At 50.7% G+C, this 18679-nt stretch carries 16 protein-coding genes; 14 read left to right on the plus strand and 2 right to left on the minus strand.

What is annotated here, in order from left to right; genetic code table 11:
• The first annotated feature begins 246 nt into the window (after positions 1–246).
• The 11 genes from purE (at position 247) to NST37_RS03430 (ending at position 13976) form a co-directional block, all read left to right on the plus strand.
• Positions 247–735, plus strand: a complete 489-nt coding sequence (purE, locus tag NST37_RS03380) for a 5-(carboxyamino)imidazole ribonucleotide mutase (protein WP_003389491.1) — start codon at positions 247–249, stop codon at positions 733–735.
• A complete protein-coding gene (purK, locus tag NST37_RS03385; RefSeq protein ID WP_003389490.1) occupies positions 732–1913 on the plus strand; it encodes a 5-(carboxyamino)imidazole ribonucleotide synthase in 1182 nt (393 codons plus the stop codon). The genes purE and purK overlap by 4 nt, the downstream gene beginning before the upstream one ends.
• Positions 1910–3205, plus strand: a complete 1296-nt coding sequence (gene purB, locus NST37_RS03390) for an adenylosuccinate lyase (protein WP_003389489.1) — start codon at positions 1910–1912, stop codon at positions 3203–3205. The genes purK and purB overlap by 4 nt, the downstream gene beginning before the upstream one ends.
• Before the next feature lie 579 nt (positions 3206–3784).
• A complete protein-coding gene (locus NST37_RS03395) occupies positions 3785–4378 on the plus strand; it encodes a hypothetical protein (protein ID WP_172921215.1) in 594 nt (197 codons plus the stop codon).
• Complete coding sequence (locus tag NST37_RS03400) at positions 4368–6188, plus strand: ABC transporter ATP-binding protein (protein WP_172921214.1); 1821 nt, start codon at positions 4368–4370, stop codon at positions 6186–6188. The genes NST37_RS03395 and NST37_RS03400 overlap by 11 nt, the downstream gene beginning before the upstream one ends.
• Positions 6176–6745, plus strand: coding sequence for a MauE/DoxX family redox-associated membrane protein (locus tag NST37_RS03405; protein ID WP_003389486.1), 570 nt, complete (start codon positions 6176–6178; stop codon positions 6743–6745). The genes NST37_RS03400 and NST37_RS03405 overlap by 13 nt, the downstream gene beginning before the upstream one ends.
• 19 nt (positions 6746–6764) lie before the next feature.
• A complete protein-coding gene (locus tag NST37_RS03410) occupies positions 6765–6971 on the plus strand; it encodes a hypothetical protein (RefSeq protein WP_339186253.1) in 207 nt (68 codons plus the stop codon).
• Between the two features lie 86 nt (positions 6972–7057).
• Positions 7058–7306 carry a hypothetical protein gene (locus NST37_RS03415; RefSeq protein WP_339186254.1) on the plus strand — a complete coding sequence of 83 codons (249 nt, stop codon included), beginning with the start codon at positions 7058–7060 and terminating at the stop codon, positions 7304–7306.
• Positions 7307–7642: 336 nt separating this feature from the next.
• Positions 7643–8326, plus strand: a complete 684-nt coding sequence (locus tag NST37_RS03420; RefSeq protein ID WP_122957559.1) for an ABC transporter ATP-binding protein — start codon at positions 7643–7645, stop codon at positions 8324–8326.
• Positions 8327–8330: 4 nt separating this feature from the next.
• Positions 8331–12533 carry an FtsX-like permease family protein gene (locus NST37_RS03425; protein ID WP_339186255.1) on the plus strand — a complete coding sequence of 1401 codons (4203 nt, stop codon included), beginning with the start codon at positions 8331–8333 and terminating at the stop codon, positions 12531–12533.
• A gap of 228 nt (positions 12534–12761) precedes the next feature.
• Complete coding sequence (locus tag NST37_RS03430) at positions 12762–13976, plus strand: IS256 family transposase (protein ID WP_251247396.1); 1215 nt, start codon at positions 12762–12764, stop codon at positions 13974–13976.
• 233 nt (positions 13977–14209) lie between these two features.
• Here the strand turns inward: NST37_RS03430 and NST37_RS03435 are convergent, their stop codons facing one another.
• Positions 14210–14716 carry a hypothetical protein gene (locus NST37_RS03435; protein WP_024984810.1) on the minus strand — a complete coding sequence of 169 codons (507 nt, stop codon included), beginning with the start codon at positions 14714–14716 and terminating at the stop codon, positions 14210–14212.
• Between the two features lie 63 nt (positions 14717–14779).
• Positions 14780–15964 (minus strand): hypothetical protein, encoded by a 1185-nt coding sequence (locus NST37_RS03440; protein WP_227278014.1) that lies wholly within the window; start codon positions 15962–15964, stop codon positions 14780–14782.
• Positions 15965–16301: 337 nt separating this feature from the next.
• Here NST37_RS03440 and NST37_RS03445 point away from each other — a divergent pair, with 337 nt between their 5' ends.
• From NST37_RS03445 to NST37_RS03455, 3 genes are all read left to right on the plus strand, one after another.
• Entirely contained in the window at positions 16302–16814 is a 513-nt protein-coding gene (locus NST37_RS03445) for a sigma-70 family RNA polymerase sigma factor (RefSeq protein ID WP_003389478.1), read from the plus strand.
• 102 nt (positions 16815–16916) lie between these two features.
• Positions 16917–17615, plus strand: coding sequence for a response regulator transcription factor (locus NST37_RS03450; protein ID WP_003389477.1), 699 nt, complete (start codon positions 16917–16919; stop codon positions 17613–17615).
• The gene (locus NST37_RS03455; protein WP_039070064.1) at positions 17612–18628 is read left to right on the plus strand and encodes a sensor histidine kinase; all 1017 of its coding nucleotides are present in this window, start codon (positions 17612–17614) and stop codon (positions 18626–18628) included. Before NST37_RS03450 ends, NST37_RS03455 begins: the two co-directional genes overlap by 4 nt.
• Positions 18629–18679 lie beyond the last annotated feature (51 nt).

Raw genomic sequence — 18679 nt, forward strand, 5'->3', positions numbered from 1 at the left:
TTATTTCATTTACCATTGTTTATCGTTCGGTTTGTCTGTTGACAGTCCAGCTTTTCCCCTGTTACACTAAACATGTTGAAAAAGATAGCAAGCCCAGGCGCTCCTGTTCATGATTGTGAAAGGATCGGTTGGGTTTTGTCGTTGAATGGGCGTGAAACGAGTGGCCAAAGTTCATTTCTATGTGAAGCAGTGGCCCCGTTTTCTATGATAAGATAGGACATTGACGGAAGAGGGGCGAAGTAGACAATGGTCAAACCGTTGGTTGGTGTCATCATGGGCAGTACGTCGGATTGGGAAACGATGCAGGATGCCTGCGCTATTCTGGAGGAGCTGCAGGTTCCGTATGAAAAGAAAGTGGTATCCGCTCACAGAACGCCTGACTTGATGTTTGCCTATGCCGAAGGGGCGAAGCAGCGGGGGCTGGAAGTCATTATCGCGGGAGCGGGCGGTGCGGCCCATCTGCCCGGCATGGTGGCAGCGAAGACCGAACTCCCTGTCATCGGCGTTCCGGTCAAATCGTCTACCTTGAACGGACTAGATTCTCTGCTCTCGATCGTCCAGATGCCGGGCGGTGTACCAGTGGCTACCGTTGCCATCGGCAAAGCCGGTGCAGTCAACGCGGGACTGCTGGCCGCGCAAATTCTCGGGATCAAGTACCCCGAAATTCAGGAGCGCTTCGTGGCCAGAAGAGAGGCCGTGCGCGACAAGGTATTGGGGGATAGTGATCTGGCATGATGAAACGAACCGAGACACTACCGAAACAGAACAATCCGATAAAGCCCGGAGCGACCATTGGCATTTTGGGCGGAGGTCAATTGGGACGCATGATCGCACTTGCTGGACGAGCCATGGGCTATCGATTCGTTACGCTGGACCCGACGGAGGATGCGCCGTGCGGACAGACCGCAGACAGACAAATTGTCGCCCGCTACGACGATGTGGAGGCGGCTTTGGAGCTTGCCCAGGCGAGCGATGTCATCAGCTACGAATTTGAAAACGTGGACGCGCAGGTGGCCGAGGTGCTGGAATCCCGTTCCTATGTGCCACAGGGAAGCCGCCTGCTGCGCATTACGCAGCATCGCATTCGCGAGAAGACAGCGATCCGCGATCTGGGCATCCCGGTCGCGCCGTTTCGCGTCGTCGACAGCGCAGACAGCCTGCGGCAGGCCGTAGGGGAACTGGGCTTGCCAGCGGTGATGAAGACGGCAACCGGCGGATACGACGGGAAAGGACAGTGGGTATTGCGGTCCATGGACGAGATTGACACAGCGTACGAAACGCTTTCCAAAGCAGGGACAGAGCTGATCGTGGAAAAATTCGTCCCCTTTGTCATGGAGCTGTCCGTCATCGCCGCCCGCAATCCATCCGGCGAGCTGGCTGTATTCCCGGCGGCGGAAAACGTGCATGTGGACAATATTCTGCACCTCTCCATCGTACCGGCCCGCGTTCCCGAAGAGGTGCGCGTACGGGCTGAAGAGATCGCCCGCACCATCGCGGAAAAGCTCGACGTGGTCGGACTGATCGCCGTCGAGATGTTTCTTTCAGCAAACGGGGAACTCTATGTAAATGAACTGGCGCCTCGCCCGCATAATTCCGGACACTATACGATGGACGCCTGCGTCACATCGCAATTCGAGCAGCATGTGCGGGCCGTCTGCAATCTGCCGCTGGGATCGACGGAGCTCTTGTCACCGGTGGTCATGGCCAATATACTGGGAGAGCACCTGGAGCCTGTGCTGGAGCGGATCGAACGCCTGCCCCGTACCGCCAAGCTGCATCTGTACGGCAAAGCGGACAGCAAGCCCAAGCGGAAAATGGGCCATATCAACGTACTGGCGCCCACAGTGGAAGAGGCGCTGGCAGAAATCGAACGGCTGGAAATATGGACGAATAAAGCGGAGGGACAACAATGATCGAACGTTATTCAAGACCGGAGATGCGTGCCATCTGGACAGAGGAAAACAAATTCAAGGCATGGCTGGAAGTAGAGATTCTCGCTTGCGAAGCGTGGTCCAAGCTGGGCGTCATCCCCGCCGAAGACGTGAAAAAGCTGCGTGAAAACGCCGGCTTTGACATCAAGCGTATTTATGAAATCGAGGAAGAAACCCGTCACGACGTGGTGGCCTTTACCCGTGCGGTGTCGGAGACGCTGGGCGAGGAGAAAAAATGGGTCCACTACGGCCTGACCTCTACCGATGTCGTCGATACGGCACTCTCCTATCTGATTCGCCAGGCAAACGAGATTCTGGAAAAGGACCTGGAGGACTTCATTCAGATTTTGGCAGACAAGGCCCGGGAGCACAAGGATACCGTCATGATGGGCCGCACCCACGGCGTCCACGCGGAGCCGACTACGTTCGGGCTGAAGCTGGCGCTCTGGCACGAGGAAATGAAGCGGAACCTCGCCCGTTTCCGCTCGGCGAAAAAAGAAATCGCGTACGGCAAAATCTCCGGCGCTGTCGGCACCTACGCCAACATCGACCCGTTCGTCGAGAAGTACGTATGCGAGCAGCTTGGCCTGGAACCGGCGCCAATCTCCACCCAGACCCTGCAGCGCGACCGTCATGCCGAATACATGGCGACACTGGCTTTGATCGCTACCTCGCTGGACAAGTTTGCCACCGAGATTCGCGGTTTGCAAAAAAGCGAGATGCGCGAGGTGGAGGAGGCTTTCGCCAAGGGCCAAAAAGGCTCTTCCGCGATGCCGCACAAGCGCAACCCGATCGGCTGCGAGAACATCTCCGGTCTGGCCCGCGTGATTCGCGGACATATGCTCTCCGCCTACGAGAACGTTCCGCTCTGGCATGAGCGCGACATCTCCCATTCGTCGGTCGAGCGCGTCATTTTGCCGGATGCAACACAACTTCTGAACTACATGCTGCGCCGCTTCATGAACATCGTGAAAAACCTGACTGTATTCCCGGAAAACATGAAGCGCAACATGGACCGCACATTTGGCCTGATCTACTCGCAGCAAGTAATGCTGAAGCTGATCGAAAAGGGCATGAGCCGCGAACAGGCTTACGACACCGTACAGCCGCGGGCGATGCAGGCATGGGAAGAGCAGCGTTCCTTCCGAGCGATTTTGGAGGAGGACGAGACCGTGACCTCGACGCTGAGCAAGGAAGAGCTGGATGATTGTTTCGATTACCGCTACCATTTGAAGCATGTGGATACGATTTTCCAGCGGTTAGGCTTGATTTGAAAAAGAACAAAGTGATTTGAAGACCTGACATAATAAAGAAGAAGGATAAAGACACTCCTGATCAGCAGCCATTGGGTAACCAGTAAGCCACTGCTGCGTTAAGGGGTGTTTTTCATGTTTTAAACGTTCTCTGGCAAAAGGATTTCATCCCGTACATGGTGGGATGATTAAAATCTAGCAAGGATATGTCGAAAAATGATAGAAATTGTAAATAGATGAATAGATTCAATTTATTTACAATTCAGTATTTTTGTACTAGTATAAAAATCAGGGAGGTGAATCATCATGTTCCAAAAAATTTCCAATCTGTTTGGCGTGTCGCCAATGTACGTGCCTTGCGCTGACTCCGGCTTCATTGCTGGCCCGAAGTATGTTTGCGAGTATGTCACTTGGTCCGGTTGCCAAACTACGGGAAACAAAACCTACATCAAGTACACATACGACACCAGAAATGGCGAACGGTGTTCGGAGTCAAAGGTAAGATGCTGCTAGATTTGATTGGATGAGCAAGAGTTGACAGATTTGCTTTCATAGGGAAATTTCATAAGTTGCATTGCTGATGAAAAGGAGAGCCTTCAGATGTGGCCTCCTTTTCATCATTGGCAAGTGGCAACAGCCATTCTTTTGGGGGTAGACATGATCGCTGCGTATATAGGTTTAGCCTTGGGATGGACTCTTTTATCGCTGAATATCTTGAACTATGTAAAAAGATTGAAGCTGGAGATTTCCTACCTTCCGGAACCTGCACAGCAAACGAAATCCGTGAATCACTCTGTAGGCATGCCGATCCATGATGCGATTGAACTGCCTGATGTCGTAAAAGATACGTACGCGGTCCTTTTGGTTTCATCGCCTACCTGCCATCCTTGTCATGAGGCGTTGGCTGAATTTTTGAAAGAGAATCGGAGTCTGCAAATTCCGTTTGTCTGCCTGGCGGAAGCAGATCAGGCTGATTACTTTGAAAAATTCCGGGCCGACTATAGCAAATGGGCCGAGATTGTTCCGGTCAAGGAAGCGGTTCTAAAAAGATTGGGCATCACGAGGTTTCCCACTTTCTTTGTCATCGATCCAAAAGGGGTTATACAGCGCGAGTTTCTGCTGGTTCATTTTTTGGTGAAGGATGTCGAACAAATTCGCGTCAGCCTTGAGACAGGTGGAAAAGATGGACAATAAATATCTTGCCAAGGCATTACGGTACGTGTGGCAAAAAGGAAAGTGGTGGCTCTTCCTATCTGTCACACTGAGCGTCGTAACCGGTTGTTTCCCGTTTCTCACCTTATGGGTGTCAAAGGAACTGATCAACGAGGTCACACGGTTTATTCAAAGCAGCACGAAGGAATACGCACTTTTGCTCTTGTTGTTGGTTGGACAATTCATGCTGAGTATTCTATCATCAGCAGTTAAAAATATTCGGGAATACCTGGATAAGAAAATGGAATGCACGTTGGATTTCGACGTGCAGCAGATGATTTTGGACAAAACCTCGTCTGTTCCGGTCATGTATTTTGACCTGCCCGACTACCATGATCATCTGCAGCGCATCTCGGGCGGGGGAGCCAGATTTTTATCTCCGGTGCGAAGTGTCATTGATATGTTGCAAGCCGGCATCAGCTTGTTTTCCTACGCGCTTTTTTTGATTGTGATCGATTGGCGCCTGGTGATCCTGAGTCTGGTGGCTACGATCCCTATCTTTTATATCCAGGCGAAGTTCGGCCAGAGGAGATATCGCCTGCATCTCAAGCAAAGCCCGGTAGCCCGTGCGGCAGATTACTACAAGTATCTGTTGCAGGATCGCAAGTCGGCAAAGGAAATCAGATTGTTCGGCCTGGCTTCTTTTTTTCGCGAGAGATGGGCGGAAAAATTTATGCAGAACACGGGAGAAACGCTTCGCCTGGAAAAGAAGCAGCAGGGCTCCGAAGTGGGCTTGGAGGCGTTTTCCGCTTTCTTTTACATGGGAATCGCTGTCTCGGTCATATGGCTGGCCCGGACAGCAAAAATGAACATTGGCGAATTCGTCGCAATCATACAGGCGGTCCAGGGGGCGCAGGAAACGTTCACGAGAATTTCCATGCTGTTTGCCAAACTATATGAAGAAAAGCTGTTTATCAAGGACTTCTATCAATTTTTTGAGCGCGAGGATGAGAGAATCCTGATTGCTGCCGGAAACGAGCCTTTTCCGTCCACAATCCGACAGGGGATCGCATTCGATCAGGTCTCCTTTCGCTATGTACAGGGTGATAAAGAGGTTCTTTCCGACATTTCCTTTCATATCCACCCGCATGAAAAAATTGCGATTGTCGGTCAGAATGGCTCGGGGAAAACCACGTTGGTAAAGTGCCTGATGGGGCTTTATCCTCCTACGAGCGGGCAAATCAAAATCGATGGCAGAAGCATTGCGGACATCGACGAAAATGAGCTGCATAAAAATATCACTGTAATTTTCCAGGATTTTATTCGCTATGATCTGTCGGTTCGCGAAAATATCGCGATTGGCAACATCGCGGGGATAGATGATCTGGACCGCATCCGAAAAGTTGCAGAGCTGAGCGGGGCGGACGCCTTCATTCGCAAGCTTCCGGAAGGGTATGAGACTTACTTGGGCAGGCTGCTCGCCGACGGGGAAGACCTCTCCGGCGGGCAATGGCAGAAGGTGGCGCTGTCGCGGGCGCTTTTTCGTGACAGTCAAGTAGTCATTCTGGACGAACCGACAGCGGCGCTGGACCCGATCGCGGAAATGGATATTTTCAGCAAGTTCAAGCTGCTTACGGAAAACAAAATCGCGATTTTTATTTCCCACCGGATGGCCGCCTCGAGGATGGCAGACCGAATCATCGTCATGAAGGAAGGGAAAATCGTCGAAATGGGCACCCACGAGGAATTGATGGCGCTTGGACAGGAGTATTACCAGATGTACCAGATGCAGGCGCAATGGTTCTCATCGGAAAGGGAAGGGGAAAGGGAGGCAGTCGGGTGGACGAGCTGACATTTGTGTTGCGAGTGTTTCTTGGCACGCTTTTTTTAAGTACAGGCATGAGCAAGTGGAAAAACATGCAGGAGCATAGCGTGATCGTGAAAGAGTATCGCATTCTTCCCGCCTCTTCCATCCATTTATTCGTTCGTGCGGAGACAGCGGTAGAGCTTTTGGCGGGGGTATTGCTGTTTTTGGGGTTGTTCCAAACGTTTGGCGCTTCTCTTGCCGTTCTGTTGCTGATCCTCTATTCGTTTGCGATTGCCCTGAATTTGTTTCGCGGACGAAGAGAGATTTCATGCGGCTGCGGCGGTGTGGCTGGCAATCATCGCATTTCGTGGCTTTTGGTTGTTCGCAATCTGCTGTTGATGCTGCTGGCAGGGTGGGTGTTTTTTTCACCGTCCCAATGGGGCAGCATCGAAAGCTTGTGGATAGGCGAGGTTAGCCGGTTATTCAACCTCTCCGTTATCCAAAATGTGCTGATGGCGTGGGTGGCCTTGTTGTTTCTTGCGATGATCAACGGGGTTTGGGAAATATATGCCAAGGTTCGGCTCTTTTTGCGGAGGCAGTAAGCAGAGAAGGGGGATCAAAATGAATAGTCTGGCGATCTCGAATGTATTGCTGTGGGTTGTTGTGTTTGTTCAATCCATCATCTTGCTTTTCTTTATTCGGTTGGTCGTTCAATTTTTAAACCGGTTTCGAATCAGCGACAAACAGGTGGAAATGGCGTCCTTATCCATTGGCGGTTCAGCGCCGTTCTTTCGGGAAAAAATCAGCAGGGAGACATCGTCGAACTGAATGATCAACAGGCAGAACAAACATTGCTGCTTTTTACCAACGATCATTGCGGGACCTGCAAGGCTGTCATATCGGAGCTGCAGCATGTGAGAAACCAGTACCCGCATGTGAGGATTATTGTGGTCGCAAACCCGATCTACTATGAAAAGGGCATGGAGATTCCGGAGGGTATTCATCTCATCCGTTCAGATGAGATCATGCAGAAATACCAGATTCATACCGTTCCGACTGCTATTTTGGTCGGTGAAAACAGAATGATCCGTGACATCAAGCAAGTGAAAGACTATCGGGATATCGAATCCATGTTCAATATGCCAGTCGTTAAAGTGGGTTAGGAAGAACGGTCGCGGACTTATCCGGCTGTTGCATGGATCAAAGGAAACCAGGTGGATCAACCTTCCATACATAAGAGGCGCTCCCGACTGTTCTCGGGAGCGTTCACCATTTCTGCCACAAGAGCAGGACGAATAAGGTATTTACAATTTCTGGGGATTGGACTACTCTGCTATTACATGGAAATGAAACAGATGGAAAACAGGTTCCGTATGTGAGCAGTACCTTTGCTTACCGCAATGACCCGATGAAGAGCAATCCGCACGATAAAACCGCATCGGCTTTCCGGAAAATGCGGCCTGAAAGCTACAGATGAAAAAGCAGAGGAGTGTGACGCCATGACCATGACCATCCAAATCAAAAACCTTGCCAAAACCTATAGCGGTGACGGAGTAGCAACCACCGCGCTCCGCGATGTAAATCTTACCCTGCATCATAAAGAGTTTACGGCCATCGTCGGTCCGTCAGGCTCCGGAAAATCCACCTTGCTGCAACTGATCGGAACGCTCGACGTGCCTACTGCAGGGACTATTTTCTACGACGATGTGGATGTCAGCAAGCTGAGAGGAAATGCGCTGGCCGACTTTCGTTTTGCCCAGATCGGCTTTATATTCCAGCACTTTCATCTGCTCCCGACGCTAACGGCTTTGGAGAATGTCATGTCCCCCTTGTTTCCGCGAAAAGTCGGCTACGACAAAAAGGGCAGGGCACAGGAGCTGCTTGATTGGGTGGGCCTATCGCATAAACAGAATGCCTTGCCCTCTCAATTGTCCGGTGGCGAGCAGCAGCGTGTGGCAATCGCCCGGGCTTTGGTCAATCGGCCGAAATGGCTGCTTGCCGACGAACCGACAGGCAATCTCGATTCGAACAACGGGGAGATGGTCTTTCAACTGTTGCGAAAATATCAGCAGGAGCATGGAAGCGGGATTGTCTTTGTCACCCATGACGAGCATTTGGCTGGCCGGACCGACCGGAGGATCGAAATGCGGGATGGCAGTATGATAGCCGACACGATGAGGTGAGCTCATGATTCGTTATATATGGAAAAACTGGTGGCGCCACCCGGAGCGCTTTCTTTTGCTGCTCGTCGGCATGCTCATCATCAGCTCGACGCTCAGCTATTTTGTGGGCGTCACCGAGAGCAACAACGGGACAACCCAGGAAATTTTGCAAAAGCGCTGGAAGGCCGCGTACCATATCGTGGTTCGGCCGGAAGGGACACGCAGCGTGACGGAACAGGACCAACTGCTGGAGCCGAATTATTTGAACGGGTTGTACGGGGGGATCAGTCTTGACGACTACGCCTGGATCAAGAGTTTGCCGGACGTGGAGGTTGCCGCTCCGCTTGCGCCGATTGGCTATTCGGGGACCACATTTACGTATGGAAAAGTAATTGAAAAGCCAAAAGAGCCGGGGATTTATCGCCACGTTATGGTAACCTACAGTAACGACGGAGTGCATGTCATTCCTTCAGTTGAACGTACCCGATATTATACAAATGGACTTTGGAGTATGCCCGGTGACGAAGAAGAAACACGCCGACTTTATGGTGTAGAGTCATGGATCCTCGATCTCTGGGGATTTTTCAATCAACTTCTGGTGGGCATTGATCCCGTGGAAGAAGCGCGTTTGGTCGGATTAGACCAGGCTGTCATGCCAATCGGGGAAAGCCGCTATTTCACAGAGAAAGACAAAGCGGAGACGGACGATGCCGGGGAAGGGCAGAAGGTGACCAAGCTCCCTATTTTGATGAGCAACCGGATAGACGCCGATTTCAGTTTTGTGAGCAGATATGAACGATTGAAGCTGCCGTTTTCCACCAGGGAAGAGGCCGACCAGACCATGAAGGAGGTCGCGAGCAAGGGCGGCGCGTCGTATCTGGATCAGTTAGAGACGGAAGGAGAGCCGATCGAATACGCCTTCGGTTCTAAAGAAGCCCATGCACTGCTGTTCGCAAGTCTTTCGGGAGTTGACATCCAAACGGGAAAACCGTTTCTCCGCTATCAAAATAACAATCGCTGGGCCTACATGAGCAACACGCTAAATGATAAGCCGGGCCCGCTTGCATTTGAAAAGACAGCCAGTCCCTATCCGGAGCGCTGGAACTACGCTTATGGCGTAAAAGCTGTCAAGCCGGAGATTCCCAAGGACATACAAGAGTTTTACGGGTACATGCCGGACGATTTCCGCTATTCCTTTCGCCCTTTCCGGTTCGTGGACAATTGGAACTGGAGCCACCTGATCGAGCCGTATTGGGTAGGCTTTTACGACCCGGAGAAGCTGGCCATTTCCAAAGATCCGATTGACGAGCTGCCGATGGAAACGTATCGGCCTGCGGAGGCTCGCCTGGTCCTTGACAAAGACGGAAGGCCGGTGAATCCGCCTGTTTCCGTTCGTCCTTCGCTCAACCCGTTTGGTTTGCTCACCAATCCGCCCCTGATGCTCACGACCATTGATGCAGCGGCACAGCTGATGGGAGACAAGCCGATCGCATCGATTCGGATCAAGGTAAAGGGAGTGGAGGGTGTCAGCGAAGCCAGCCAGCAAAAGCTGGAGGAAGTGGCCAGGGAGATTGAGCAGCGAACCGGGCTGATCGCCGACATTACGCTTGGTTCCTCGCCGCAGCCTGTCCTTGTGCATGTTCCCGCCAACGGCAGCTATCCGGCAATGGGCTGGATCGAGCAATTTTTTGTGAAGCTGGGCAGCGTGTTTACGCTCTTTCGCGAGGTTTCGCTTGGCTTCTCCGGCATCATGGGCATTGTCATGCTGATGGCTGTCACCTACGTTTTTGCGACCAACCTGGTGACGCTGTACGCCCGTACCAACGAATTCGGACTGTGGCTGGCAGTCGGGTGGCGTCCCGGGCACGTGGCAGGAATCCTGTTTCTGGAGGCTTGCCTCTTGGGAGGCATTGTGACTCTCATCAGTTGGGCCATTGTCGGGATGATTGTTCTGCAGCAGGGAGCAAACGTTCCATTAGGGCGTGTGATCGGCATCGGTTTGTTCGGGATCGTTATTTACGTACTGGCCGCAATTCCGGCTGCTTTTTTCGTGAGCAGGGTATCCCCGTTGGTGCTCATGCGGACGGGAGAGCTAAAGCCGGGTTCACGCCGCCTGATTCGGGTGCAAAGCAGCTTCTCGCTGGCGCTTGGCCAATTGCTGCTTCGCTTTCGCCGCAGCCTCCTTTCCGTGTTTGCCATCGCGGTGCCGACCGGTCTTTTGGTGTTTTTCGGCTTCGTCACTTTCCGCCTGCAAGGGATGATGTATACGTCATGGCTCGGGCAATATGTGGCAGTGGAGATCGGGCAGGAGCATTACGTGGCGATGGTGCTCGCGCTGGTGATCGCCGTGTTGACGACAGCGGAAATCATTTGGCAGAACGTCATGGATCGAAAAGCGGAGCTGCTGCTGCTCAAAGCGATGGGCTGGCGCAATGGAGCAATATTCCGCCTGATTCTATCGGAAGGGCTGCTCTGCGGGCTATTGGCTGCTATCGGCGGGATCGGGCTGGGAGTGCTCGTGATCGCTATGCTGTACCGTCAGTTTCCGGCGGAAGACATGTGGCTCTTGCTCAGTGCCGGGCTGATTCCCGTCCTCGTAGGGTTGCTCGGGGCGATATTCCCAGCCGTCATGGCCGTGCGGTTCCGCCCGGCAGAAGGGCTGCGCGGTTCTCAGAAAAACCGCAGGCGGACAGAGCGTGTGCTGCGCGCCATGATGGCAGTGCTCCTCATCGGCTGTGTGGCCGGGGCGACGATCAGCGCGGTTCGGCTGTGGCAAGCGTCTTCGACTGAGCAAGGGGCCGCACCCGGGCAAGCACCCGGTGAACAGCCAGTGCCATCTGCAAATCCAGACCCGGCACAGGGAGGGTCCAATCAGGGGAAAGAGGGAACGGGGACGCCGCCTAAGCAGGAGAAAGCAGCTGGCGACCTGACCGGCTTTGCTCCCGAGCCCGTACCGGAGGGCAGCAAGGCCAGCTACCAATTGTTTTTCCGCATGGACAAATCAGGAAGGTTTGCGGCGAAAGCGGACATACGGGTGGAGAACCTTTCCAAAGATAACTGGGATCAGCTGGTGTTTTACTTTATCCCCAACGTTTTTACGAAACAAAACAAGCCTGAAGCGGTGAAGGGCACTGCCGATGTGAACATTGACAAGGTCGAGCTGGATCAAAAGCAGGCGGCATACCAGCTTTCCTCCGATACACTGGCGATCCCGCTGGATAAGAAAATGGCTCCGGGCGAAGTCAGGACGGTGCACGTATCGTACTCGTTTACTGTGCCGGAAGAAGGACTGCGCTTCGACAAAATGGGGCAGCGCTATTTTCTGGCCCAGGCTTATCCGATGCTCGCCACGTACCGCAATGGCTGGAACAAGCAAGAGTACCGGATCAACGGGGAGTCTTATCATACAGGCTACTCCGACTTCACCGTTTCCTACGATCTGCCGCCCGGCTATCAGTTCGTCAGCTCCTCGGACGAAGACCCGGCGGAAGCGCGGCAAAGCGGCGAGGTTGCCATTTCACGCGTCCGGGAAGCATTTGCGGCCGTGGTCAAAGATGTCACGTCCATTTCGGAAACGGTGGATGGCGTACAGATACGCGTCATCGGCGAGGAGGCAAATCGGCAGAAAATGGAGGAAGCCCTGCGGACAGCGGCGGAAGCGGTTCCGTTTTTCTCAGAGAAAATCGGCAAGTACCCGCACAAGCAGCTGGACATTCTGCTCGATGGCAGGGTGGATATGGAGTATCCCGGAGTGGTCGCGGTAGCCGCGAACAAGACCGGCTCGTCGCTGGAGCATACCGTCGTCCACGAGATCGGGCACCAGTGGTTCTACGGCATGATCGCCAATGACGCCTATCATGACAGATGGCTGGATGAAGGCTTGACCGAGCTGGCTTCCGCGATGTTTTTCCTCGACTACAGGAAGCAATCGGAGGAGGAAGTGTTTGCCGCTATGAAACAGGCCGCCCGAACTGCCATTGACAAACCGTCAAATTTGCCGCTCGACCAATACGAGGGCGAAACCTATGCTTATTTCTACTCCGTGCCGCCCCTGCGTCTATGGGAGCTGATCTCCACCTATGGCACTGCAGAGGACGGCTGGCGTTTTCTGAAGGCCTACTGCGAGCGGTATTCCTACCAAGAGGTGGATACAAAGGAGTTTGTCCGGTTCGCCACAGCGTATTTTCCGGTGACGGAGACGTATTTTGCGGAGTGGCTCAAGCTTTGAGAAGGTTGTCTTAAGGCAATGTGAAGGAATAAAAGAAAAATATAAACACCCCCGGCAAATGTCGGGGGTAATGTTGACGTTAATACCAGTATGCTTTGCAATTGTTGGAGGTGTCTTTGGTACCAAGGGACACCTCCTTTGCTTTACATTCTGGGAGTCTGTAAAATATTTTGTGTAAACTCTCAACCTCTAAACTACAATTAGGAGTAGAAAGGTTGGGAGATTTTTATGATGTCAAAAGAGCAGATCAAGCAGTGGATCAAAGAGAAAAACATGAAGTCAGTGGACGACGTACAGTCAGCGTTAAAGGATCTATTCGCAGACACAATCCAAGAAATGCTGGAAGCTGAAATCGAGTCCTCTCTTGGATACGCCAAGCATGACATGAAAAACAAGCGGACAACCAACAGTCGCAATGGGTATAGCAAGAAAACCGTCCGTTCTGAGTACGGGGATGTCGACATCCAAGTCCCTCGAGATCGAGAGGGTGATTTTGAACCAAACATTGTAAAGAAACATCAATCCAATGTTACAGGGATCGAAGATCAAATTCTTGCTCTCTATGCCAAAGGCGTATCCACACGCGATATCCAAGACCATCTGCAGCAGCTCTATGGCATCGAAGTCTCACCAACGCTCATATCAAATGTAACGAATAAGATTGTACCGATGATCAAAGAGTGGCAAAATCGCCCCTTGCAAGCGGTTTATGCTGTTGTTTTCCTTGACGCCATTCACTTTAAGGTAAAACAGGACGGAGCTATCGTCAATAAAGCCGCCTATATGGTCATTGGTATTGACCTTGACGGTCATAAAGATGTGCTTGGGATCTGGATTGGGGAGAATGAATCGGCAAAATTCTGGCTGCATGTCCTCAACGAACTGAAAAATCGTGGAGTCCAGGATATTCTCATTACAAGCGTCGATAATCTTCGTGGCTTTACAGAAGCCATCTCTGCATGTTATCCGAAGACGGAGATTCAGAAATGTGTTATCCATCAAATCCGAAATTCCATCAAGTATGTTTCCTATAAGGATCTCAAAAAGATCACGTCCGAGCTAAAACCTATCTACAAGGCTCCAACGGAGCAAGCCGCGTTGGAAGAACTCGATCAGTTTGAACAAACCTGGGGCAGTAGATATCCCTTGATGGTTCGTTCCTGGCGGAATAACTGGGACGAGATTGCCACTTTCTTTAAATATCCTCCAGAGATTCGAAAGCTGATTTATACAACTAACGTGATCGAGAGTTATCATCGACAGCTTCGAAAGGTGACAAAAGGAAAAGCCATGTTTCCCACAGATGATGCCCTTTTGAAGATGTTATATCTCGTAACCATGGATGTTCTACGAAAGTGGACGGGACGAGTTCAGAACTGGGGCCAGATTCTCTTACAGCTATCCGTTTTCTTTGAAGATCGGGTACAGCCGTACATCCGTTAACAAATGAAAGGCTTCATCCCCGAAGGGATTATCTTTTTCTCCACCAACGCGTCAAGGGTTCGCTTCGCCTCACGCCCTTGACTCTATTGGCTCCGAAAAAGATGTCCCAATTAGGGGGATGAAACCTGTTCATATATCGGTTGATTGAGTTTACACAAAAATCTTGACAGACCCCATTCTGGCGTTGCTATGACAGCTCAAAAAATTGGTTGCAGGCACTAATCTGTATTGTTCTAAAAGGGTGCCTCTTCTACAACAAACCAGTTATCTTTGCCTAGTATCTGTAAAATCGGCTCAATAGACTCTTCTGTAAATTCCTCCAGATTCAACTCCTTCACTACTTCAAAGGGCTTGACATAGAATCGGCCATTCTCATCTTGAACGTATGCTAGGTATTTTCTATCTACTACCTGTTTGCCAATTTGATATTCGAAGTCATACCATCCAATCTTCTTAATCTTTTGAGTAAGAGTAGTAATTTCTGTGGCTGTTTCCAACCATTGGAGCATACTTTTTTTCTCATTTTCTTCAAACCATATCGCGGCTAACTCCGGCTGGGCTTTTATAGAGTCTGAATTGTAAATATGCTCCTGTATGGCGTGTAAGTTTGTCCCCGGAAATTGACTTGCCAAGGATTGGGCGGGTGTCTCTTGTGGGGCATTATTTGGTGTAGTTTCTTGGGAAGTGCAGCCCGATAGGAACAGTACGAATATGAAAATTAGCAAGAGCTTACTTTTCACAGATATTACCTCCCTCATATTGAAAACACCCCTCGCTTATAGCGAAGGGCATGCCTTATTAACTCAATCCCAGTCTGCTCCCCAATATGATTTGAAGAGACTCTGGAACAAATAGTTTCCTCCTTTAATATTTGGAAGTTGCTTAATATCCAGGGTATGAGGCGTGTATTTATAGAGAGCCCATGTTCCATAATTTTTAACCCAGATGTAGTTTTTATAAGTGACACCATTGGAGGTTTTGGTGCTTCCGTAATTGATGTTTTCAAACAGAACGGGGTAACTACCGCCTGGAGATTGATACCACAAATCCTTAAACAGTTTTGTTCCTTTATCGATCTGAATATCAAAACCGCTGGTTCCCTTCAAATCTCCACCATCCGTGGCACCGTACCCCATCGCGTAGTAAAAACGGCGAGACGAGTATGGTTCGCTTCCGGGCTTTGCGGAAACAAGGCTTTGCTCTTTTTGGAGGGTGACAATAACCACTTTCGGATTCATTCTGTGTGTTTGCGCAGCGTCGTAGATAGCTTTGGATGGAAGGATGGTTTTGTTGGTATTATAAACTTTTCCGTTGGAATCTTTCCTCCAAATTTGCACAGGATCCTTCAAAATGGAACCCTTCTCTTCAAAAAACGACTGAATCTCCCTTTCTGTCATAGAGTTATGGTTGATAAATTTGTCTGATGCACCTGATGAGCAGGGGCAAGAACCAGGAACTAGGTTGTTCATAAGGACTCCATTCACAAAATAATCTTCGTAGGTGGTTTTACTTTCGATATGTAAGGAGTCTTCATCGTTTGGTTTGTTTTCCAGATTGATCTGGTTGTCCAATTTTTCTTTCTCACGGTCTTCGTGATCGAGGGTTGTAAATTCCGGAAAATTATAATCGCTCTGAGAAAGACTATGAGTAAAAAGTTCCTTTCCGTTTTCATACTCGGTTATTTCGACGAAGTTGTCCCGCTTTTTGTATCTTTGTGTTCTCCCTTTGTTATCCACGGATTCAGTCATGATCCCGTTTTGATAATGATAAGTCACTTCAAGCCCATCGGCATGAAACTCTTTTTCGATTTTTCCGTCTTCATCGTAAAGCATAATATTTACGCTTTGTTTCGTTGCGAATTGTGGGAGATCCTCAAATGTTGAGGGGGTATCTTTGGCTAGAATCGGTGTACTGCTAAACAAGGAGCTTGCGGAAAGGCCCACTGCTAGTAAAGAGAGTAACGATGCTTTCAAAAAGTTATTTCTCATTAGTAGCATCCTTTCAAATATTTTACAAAAATAAATTAACATATTTGCATCATAAAAGAATGTCGCTTTTTGTCATTCACACAGATTTCACGTTTGCGTTTTTAAGCTTCCTCAGCTTAACAGTGATTTCTTTAAGCCCCATGCAAGCGAGTGTCCAAGGAGAATCCCAGTTTGTGAAGTGGAATAACTCTCCGGCCTTCAACGCAGCTCCCACCTTACAAAACTGTAAGGAAGATGAAATGTAACTCGATGGTTCCAATCTCCCGGGCCTTTTACAATAAAGACAATTCATACGAACCTTCATACAGGAAAAAACGAACATACGGGAGCAAGGACCATGAATACTGTGAGAAAACTTGAGTCAACCGACCACGGGCACATATATGAAGAATATTCGGCGAAAATTTACCGCTATTTCCGCTACCGCGTCCGCAATGTTTGGGACGTGGAGGACTTGACGACGACTGTGTTTGTCAAGGTGTACTCCAAGCTCGACCAGTACGACGGACGCCATCCTTTCGGGGCATGGATTTTCCGGATCGCCCACAATACATTGATCGACTACCTTCGCAAAAAACGGGAATATCCGGCGGACCAAGAGGTGTTCTCCAGCCTGGTCACAAGCGAAAAGCTGCCGGAGGAACGGGTATTGAACCAAGAGTCTCATGAAGACCTGTGGAAAAACGTTAAGACGCTGACAGCCGACCAGCGCAATGTGATTTCCCTTCGGTACCTGGCCGATTTGAGGATGAACGAAATTGCCGAGATTCTCGGAAAGACGGAAGCGTCAGTAAAAATTCTGCATTTCCGCGGGATCAAAAAGCTGCAAAAAATGATGTCTCGTGTATGAGAGAACGGGAGGCAGCATAGAAAAAACGGGATGGATCACAGGATCTGTCCCGTTTTTTTGGTATAGTAAAAATAGAGATGACGGAAGTGAGGCGGATGATCAATGTCGACAATCATGATCGTGGAAGACGATCCGAAGATTAACCAGCTGCTTCAAGGGCAGTTGGAAAAATACGGGTACCAAACGATAAACGTGGACCATTTTGACCGGGTGATGGATGTATTTTCCCAGGGCCAGCCTGATTTGGTCCTGCTGGATGTCAATTTGCCCAAGTTTGACGGGTTTTACTGGTGCCGCCAGATTCGCCAGGTGTCGAACTGTCCGATCCTGTTCATTTCCGCGCGGGAAAGCAAGATGGATCAGGTGATGGCATTGGAGAATGGAGCGGACGACTACATTACCAAGCCGTTTGATTACGATGTCGTACTGGCGAAGATTCGCAGTCAGCTGCGGCGCGCTTACGGGATGTACGCTCCCCAGGAAACGGAGCGAACCGTTGAGGTAGCAGGCTTGCGGCTGTTTTTGGAGCGGATGGAATTGATGATGGGGGACGAAAAAGTAGAGCTGAGCAAAAAGGAAGCACTGCTTCTGGAGGCGCTGCTCAATCAATATCCCCGGGTGGTCAGCCGCGAGCGCCTGTTGGAAAAGCTGTGGGATGAGCAGTTCGTCGATGAAAATACGCTCAACGTCTACATCACGCGTGTGCGCGGCAAGCTGAAGGAGCTGGGGCTGGACGGGGCGATTGAAACTGTCCGCGGCTCCGGGTACCGCCTGAAGGTCACGTGGGAGGATGCGGAATGAAGCTGTTCTTGCGCGACCAATGGGCATTTCTGGCGATGTTTTTCATTCAGCTCTTCCTCTTGATCCTGATTTTCGGCCTGGACGGCTACTGGAATCCTTCTTTGATCAGCTATGCGATTTTCCTGTGCGTTTTTTTCGCCGGGTGCTTTTTAGTGATCCGCTATCTGGCCAACCGGTACGTATACAAGCGGCTGAGCACGCCAATTCGAAACCTCGAGGAACTGACGCTGACGCATGGCAATGCTCCGCTCGGACAGGCGATGGATCAAACGTTCCAAAACCAGTACCGGCTCTTCAAAGAGCAGCTCCATACGTATGAGACCAAGCAGCGGGACCATACGACCTTTATCCAGCAGTGGGTCCATCAGATGAAAACCCCGATTTCTGTCATTCACCTCCTGCTGCAGGACGATGACGATCCGCGGATTGAAAGCGTGCGTGAAGAAGTGGACAGGATCAAAAGGGGGCTGGAGACGGTTCTGTACAGCGCCAGGTTGGACCGTTTTGAGCAGGATTACCTGATCGAGCCGGTGTCTCTCAGAAAGCTGGCGCAGAGCGTTGTGTCGGAGAACAAGCGGCTGTTTATACGCAATCAGGTGTATCCCGAGCTGGCTGTAGATGAACACTTGGTGGTAGAGTCGGATGAAAAATGGCTCTCCTTTGTGCTAAACCAGCTGTTGACGAATGCAGTGCGCTACTCGGACAAAAAGGGCAGCAAGGTGACGATCCGCTCGTATACCAGGGGACAGCTTGCAGTCCTGGAGGTAGAGGACAGCGGTATCGGCATTCCGCCGGAGGATATCCAGCGCGTGTATCAACCGTACTTCACCGGAGAAAACGGCCGCAAGTACGCGGAGTCGACCGGTATGGGGCTTTACTTGGTGAAGGAGATCTGCGGACGCCTTCATCATTCCGTAGAGCTGGAGTCGGAGGTTGGTGTGGGAACAAAAGTCCGCATCGTCTTTTCGGCTGTTGTGCCAACCTTACAAGAACGTAAGCTGGATGAAAGCTAATTCGATGGATGAACATGCGCGCTTTCCGTATAGTGGTAAGCAGTAAAGGAT

This window comes from Brevibacillus sp. FSL K6-6036 (assembly GCF_037964015.1).
In the GTDB taxonomy this organism is placed as follows: Bacteria; Bacillota; Bacilli; order Brevibacillales; family Brevibacillaceae; genus Brevibacillus; species Brevibacillus borstelensis.